Here is a 5,629-nt window from a genome sequence, read left to right on the forward strand (position 1 = left end):
CTTGACCACACCCGCCCCTCTCCTTAGACAAACACCAGCCACGTTAGCTCTAGTTTAGAACTGTTCAGAAAATGGGGTCAGGCCACCGCCATCTCCGACTTGTTTTGTTGTGCCTCCCGGAGCGTGTCTAACTTCTCCGAGGTCTTTCGCTCCCACGGTGTGCCAATCAAGTCTGGATTCGCACCGGGCATCAATTGTTTCTGAGCCTTTTGCTTAAGAAATAGAGGTATGATAAAACCTGTGAGAATTCCGACTATCACCGACCAAAGGAAAGCTGCAAATTCAGGCGTTATTCCGATTCGACCATTACCGTTAGATTCGGCCATTGCAAACGGACTCCAAACCCACATGATCAGCTTCCCACCGTGAAATACGATGCCGGGTTCTGAGGTGAAACTAGCCATTCCGGAAGCAAATAACATGGACGCTAAAGCGATGGTAATTCCAATGTGGAGAACAAACATGCCGACACTCCAACTAAACGAGAATTTACAAGTGGGGCTCATTGGAAGGATTCTTCATTTCTTAGCGAACGTCATAGGAATGGCGCGCCGGTGTAAAGTTCCAAATTCATCTGACAGCTTCCTCGGCGTCGCCATCTCCGCCTCATAAGATCGCTTTCGAGCCCACATGGGCTATAACAATCGTTCCCATATAGGAACCCAAAACGGCCGCATCGTGCAATCTGAAGCTCCGTCAAGACCTCCGCTCCAACGGATGAGTCTGTGAACAAGATAAGGCACGATGCGGCGCTCCTGGCCTCAAAGTCCGAGCAGCATCTTAGATCATTGCGAATCTGTTTTGATGAGACTGTGACTCCTCCGCCAAGAGATGTTTCGGGAGCCCTTTACGGACAACCAATAGCAATATGAAAACTACGATAAAAACCACTACCCCGCCCAGCTTTTTCCTCGGCATCGATGTCGGAAAGAAGGATCTCTTCTGCCACATCATCAGCCCGGACCAACCCTCTTCCGAGCGTTTCGACAATACCTCCACTGGCGTGAAATCACTCGTAAAATGGCTCAACAAAACAGCCCCTTCCGCCCAACTCAGTGCCTGCCTCGAACAGACCGGCCACTACGGCGATGCCATTGGCACAGCTCTTCACCAACGTGGCATCAACAGCCTCCATCTGTTCAATCCCCAGCGGATCAAATCATTCGGACAACAAAAACTCAGGCGCAACAAAAGCGACACAGCCGATGCCAAACTCATCGTCCGTTTCCTTAAAGCAGAACAACACGAACTACGTCCCTGGCAGCCGCGAAGCCCGCAGCAGCAACGAATCACCGAGCTAAGCCGCCATGCCGACTCCCTCACCCAGGACGCAGCAAGACTCAAGACCAGGCTCTCCGCCAAACCGGAGAAAACCGTTGTGGCATCGCTCGAGCGGACCATTAAATTCCTGGAAAAGGAGATCAAATCCATCCGCAAAGGCATCCTCACAACCATCAAATCCGACGCCGGACTCCTCGCCAAATACAAGCTCTTGAAAACCATTCCCGGCATCGGGGATGTTGCCGCTCAGATCATCATCGCCGAGCTTCCTGATCTGTCCGAGTTCGAAGATGCGCGCCAGCTCGCCGCATGGTCCGGCCTAACACCACGTCACTTCCAGAGCGGGACATCAGGCAAGACCCAGACACCCATCACCAAGATAGGATCGGTGCGCTTGAGACGGGGTCTATTCATGCCCGCCATGACAGCAAGGAACAACAATCCCCTGCTCAAAACCTTCGGCGACAGGCTCAAGGAAAACGGCAAGAAACCCAAACAAATCATCATCGCAATCATGCGCAAACTGCTCCACCAGATCTACGGAATCCTCAAGTCAGGACTACCCTACAACCCCGAAAAAAGAGGCTTCATCGGGTCTTGAAATATCCCTTCACTACCACCACAGAAAACTCCTAAAACCGACAAATTACTCTTGCGCTTTCAACGCAGCATCTTGTTCGCCTTCTTCAATTGTTGTCGGTAGCGAGATACCAGCCGTGTCCAAGATCAATGCAGCGCATCCCCTCCGGATCCTTCCCCGCCTTAGCCCATGCGGAATATTGGTCTTTGAATTGTTCTGCTGTTGGAACTGCGATGTGGGTGGAGATATCAAGGTATAGGATGGTGAGGCCATCGATCCTATCATCGTTAAATCCGTGACAGCCTGATGCCTTCAGCCGCTTCATCCAATCTCCGATCTCGGGCTGAAACTTCCGATCCCCAACGTATCCCTCTTCTACTACGTCATCGCGACGAATTACCGTCACAAATTCACGTCCGTCAGACCAAATTAGTCGCTTCACTGCATTCTGCTTCTGAATGTCTGTGACTATGGCGGCCAATTTAGTCCGTTCACGTTGAACAAACCTGCCACGCTCTTCGAACTCTAATAGGGTCTTCTTGCATCCCACGATCCCGACGATGGCAGCGATACCTACTACAATGCTGAACGCGTGGATCTTCATTTCTTTGGCGAACGTCATAGGAATGGCGCGCCGGGGTAAAGCTCAAATTTATCTGACAGCTTCCTCGGCGTCGCCATCTCCGCCTTGTTCGGTTTATTTATTGATTGCTTCGGTGGCGTATCGTGCACGCGACTGACCGTTCATCTCGGTACCATTCCGCTTGCACCAAGATTGAAATTCGTTGAGATCGACATCAACACGAATTGCCGTAACGCCGTCCGAAGATAGGCGCAGGGTCATTCTATCAACCGCTGCTTTCCATTCGTTCCAGCTCTCAAAATTACTGTCGCTATCAGTCATCATAGCCACGAAATCCTCCCACTGGTGTTCTCTGACGAAAAATATTGCAGCGCGAACTTCGCCTGGCTGTTCGGTTATCATGTTCTCGTGTGTCACTGTAGTGTCTTGTCTTTGCTTAGGCTATTATTTTGAACCTGCCATCACTATCTAAGCGTGTAGCAATGAAAATTCTTACCGAACGTCATAGCAATGGCGGCGCCGGCTTGCACGTCCAAAATTAATCAGACGGCTTCCTCGGCGTCGCCATCTGCGCCTTGTTCGCTTGTTGTTTTGCTCGAGTTGATGATGGTTTCTGTTCCCGTCGAACGGTAGACCTTGATAAAACGAGCGATCTCCCAGATTAGAATCAGAATCGAAACCAAGCTCACTAGGCCAGACTGTAACACCCAAAGATCATGTCTAGAGTATACGAGTTCATACGATTGAATATCCGACTTACGAACTGAGAAGATCGCATGAAAAGCGGCTGGCAGTCCATGCATACCGCGAATGAAAGAAAGCGTAAGCAGTGGAACCACCCACCCTTCACGTTTCAGCATTCTGATAAGAGGTTGCATTCGGGGCTGCTCAATCAGTGGCGTGCTCATGGCTTGAATTTTGTAGCGAACGTCAGAGTCCAGTCACGCCCTGCCGAGGGCGCGGCCAAAACTCATGATACGATATCGAGCGTTGATGTCGATTCGAACTCACAGCGGGCAGGGCGTTGATCTGCGACGACTTGTTATCCCCAGCTAGATTTGCGACAAGGCCGTGAGACAGACAGCTTCGGAGACTCGATCAATCCAGCGGTGATCTTGCTGGAGGGACGCAACTCCCATGGCTCCCTCTAGTGCGGAATAGACTAGTTCGGCGCGCTTGCGAGCGTTTGCATCGTTAGGGGTTTTCTCCAGTGCCTGCTCAAGCCAAGCGATATTGGCTTGGACAAATTCGATCACGACCTCTCTCACGCTGTCCGGCAATTGTTCTGCTTCACTCGTGAGCACGCCGCACAAGCAGGCGCGCTGGGATGACTGGAATGCCTTCTTGAAGACCTGGCAATACAGCTCGAGTTGCGCTTCGGGATCATGTCCGGCTGGCTTCGGCGCGCCGAGCGCAGCGAAGAAATTCTCGTGATACCTGCGTGCGACCTCCAATGTCAGGGCTTCCTTGGTGGGGAAATGGTGGTGAACGGATGCGCTCTTAATGCCGATCAATGATGCTATTTCCCTGAAACTGAAGCCATTATAGCCTCCAGCGCGCACCATTTCCTCAGCAGTGTCCAATATTCTGGATCGGGTGTCTGACATTTTTTCTATCTACCAGTAGATAGTTGTTGATGCAATCGGAATATTGTCCATCTTCACCTTAAGCCTACCTACTGGTAGGTTGGCTTTCAAATCGAACTAGGATCAATCACATGAATACTACAACTTACATCATCGGCGGCTCCAAAGGAATGGGGCTGGAAACGGCAAAGCGACTCGTCTCCAGAGGCGAGCCGGTCACATTGGTCGCCCGTGGCTCTGAAGGGCTCGCTGCGGCAAAAAACGAACTCCTCGCGCTCGGTGACAGCCCGGTGGAGACCATCGAGTGCGATCTGTATGATCCGGCTCAAGTTGATAAGCTCGCCTCAACGATCCGCGACAGCGCCCGTCCCATTTCAGGCCTGGTGAATGCAGCAGGGTACTTCGCGCCAAAGCCATTCCTCGAACAGTCGCGGTCTGACTACAAGGCCTACCATGACCTCAACGAATCGCTCTTCCTTATCACGCAGGCAGTCGCCGGGAACATGAAGCGCAACGGAGGCGGATCCATCGTCAACATTGGGTCCATGTGGGCGAAGCAAGCGATCAAGGCAACGCCCTCCAGCTCTTACTCCATGGCGAAAGCCGGACTCCACGCGATGACGCAGCACCTCGCCATGGAGCTTGCCGACTCAAACATTCGGGTGAACGCAGTCTCACCTGCCGTCGTCGTCACGACGATCTACAAATCGTTCATCGAGGAGGATCAGATCGAAAGCACTCTCGAAGGTTTCAACTCGTTCCACCCCATCGGTCGCGTGGGACGGCCCTCCGATGTGGCTTCAGCGATCGACTTTCTCCTCAGTGCCGAATCGTCATGGGTGACCGGCGCCATCTGGGATGTCGATGGCGGGGTCATGGCCGGGAGGAATCAATAAGCGCGATTTGCATTGCTGCGGGCTGCACCGATCAGGCGCTTGATCGGTGCGGCGATTTTTTGAGGGATAACGTTATAGGAATGGCGCGCCGGTGTAAAGTTCCAAATTCATCTGACAGCTTCAACGGCGTCGCCATCTCCGACTTGTTAGCCTCTTGTTCGTTTGTTCTGTAGCTCCCATGCCCGCTCTGTCCAACCGTAGCCGCCATGGTCTGATCCCTTCGGGAATCTTGGTGGGTGTCTATCGAATCCAGCCTTCGGTTGCCTTCTTGCTAGGTTGCAGTAATCAATAACCTCGTCGAGCAAATCAGGCTCAAGCTCCTCGATTAAGGCGGTCATCTCGAATCTGAATTGATTTGGTTCGCGATGAGGCCACTGCGTCTTGGGCAGTTGAGTAGAAATCTTATTGGTGAATCGGACAATGTCCTTCATGCTGGAATAGAACGTAAGGTGTGTCCAGACAGGTGTCATCCAGCCATTCTCGCCCAGTAGCCACGAAAGTTGGCCACCTCTGTAGCGCGGGTCTTCGACATCGTCGCGCCGCCTCAAAAGGAAGGTCATGTGTGCGCCTATCTCGGCGAGCGTTCTAAATTCCATTTGGTTTCCTTGTATATTATAGTCTTCGTTTTTCTGGCTAACATCGAAGTCCTCTCACACCTGCCCGGGGGCGAGGCTTCGACTGTGGGTTAATGGTTGAATGGTCA

7 protein-coding genes are annotated in these 5,629 nt (G+C 52.2%); 2 read left to right on the forward strand and 5 right to left on the reverse strand.

Going from position 1 to position 5,629, the window contains the following annotated elements:
• Nucleotides 1-77: 77 nt before the first annotated feature.
• Nucleotides 78-422 (reverse strand): hypothetical protein, encoded by a 345-nt coding sequence (locus ACFSSA_RS08795; protein ID WP_386820065.1) that lies wholly within the window; start codon nt 420-422, stop codon nt 78-80.
• Nucleotides 423-868: 446 nt separating this feature from the next.
• On the opposite strand from ACFSSA_RS08795, the gene ACFSSA_RS08800 reads away from it, so the two are divergent.
• Nucleotides 869-1,882, forward strand: a complete 1,014-nt coding sequence (locus ACFSSA_RS08800) for an IS110 family RNA-guided transposase (protein WP_386820066.1) — start codon at nt 869-871, stop codon at nt 1,880-1,882.
• Between the two features lie 85 nt (nt 1,883-1,967).
• On the opposite strand, the gene ACFSSA_RS08805 is transcribed toward ACFSSA_RS08800, so the two are convergent.
• From ACFSSA_RS08805 to ACFSSA_RS08820, 4 genes are all read right to left on the reverse strand, one after another.
• Nucleotides 1,968-2,465, reverse strand: coding sequence for a hypothetical protein (locus ACFSSA_RS08805; protein ID WP_386820067.1), 498 nt, complete (start codon nt 2,463-2,465; stop codon nt 1,968-1,970).
• A 93-nt stretch (nt 2,466-2,558) separates the two neighbouring features.
• Nucleotides 2,559-2,846 (reverse strand): hypothetical protein, encoded by a 288-nt coding sequence (locus ACFSSA_RS08810; RefSeq protein WP_386820068.1) that lies wholly within the window; start codon nt 2,844-2,846, stop codon nt 2,559-2,561.
• A 140-nt stretch (nt 2,847-2,986) separates the two neighbouring features.
• On the reverse strand, nt 2,987-3,352 hold the full coding sequence (locus ACFSSA_RS08815; RefSeq protein WP_386820069.1) for a hypothetical protein: 366 nt from the start codon (nt 3,350-3,352) through the stop codon (nt 2,987-2,989).
• A 144-nt stretch (nt 3,353-3,496) separates the two neighbouring features.
• Nucleotides 3,497-4,051, reverse strand: a complete 555-nt coding sequence (locus ACFSSA_RS08820; RefSeq protein WP_386820070.1) for a TetR/AcrR family transcriptional regulator — start codon at nt 4,049-4,051, stop codon at nt 3,497-3,499.
• A 110-nt stretch (nt 4,052-4,161) separates the two neighbouring features.
• Here ACFSSA_RS08820 and ACFSSA_RS08825 point away from each other — a divergent pair, with 110 nt between their 5' ends.
• On the forward strand, nt 4,162-4,926 hold the full coding sequence (locus ACFSSA_RS08825) for an SDR family NAD(P)-dependent oxidoreductase (RefSeq protein ID WP_386820071.1): 765 nt from the start codon (nt 4,162-4,164) through the stop codon (nt 4,924-4,926).
• Nucleotides 4,927-5,629: the final 703 nt, after the last annotated feature.

The organism is Luteolibacter algae (assembly GCF_042683045.1).
GTDB classification, from domain to species: Bacteria; Verrucomicrobiota; Verrucomicrobiia; order Verrucomicrobiales; family Akkermansiaceae; genus Luteolibacter; species Luteolibacter algae.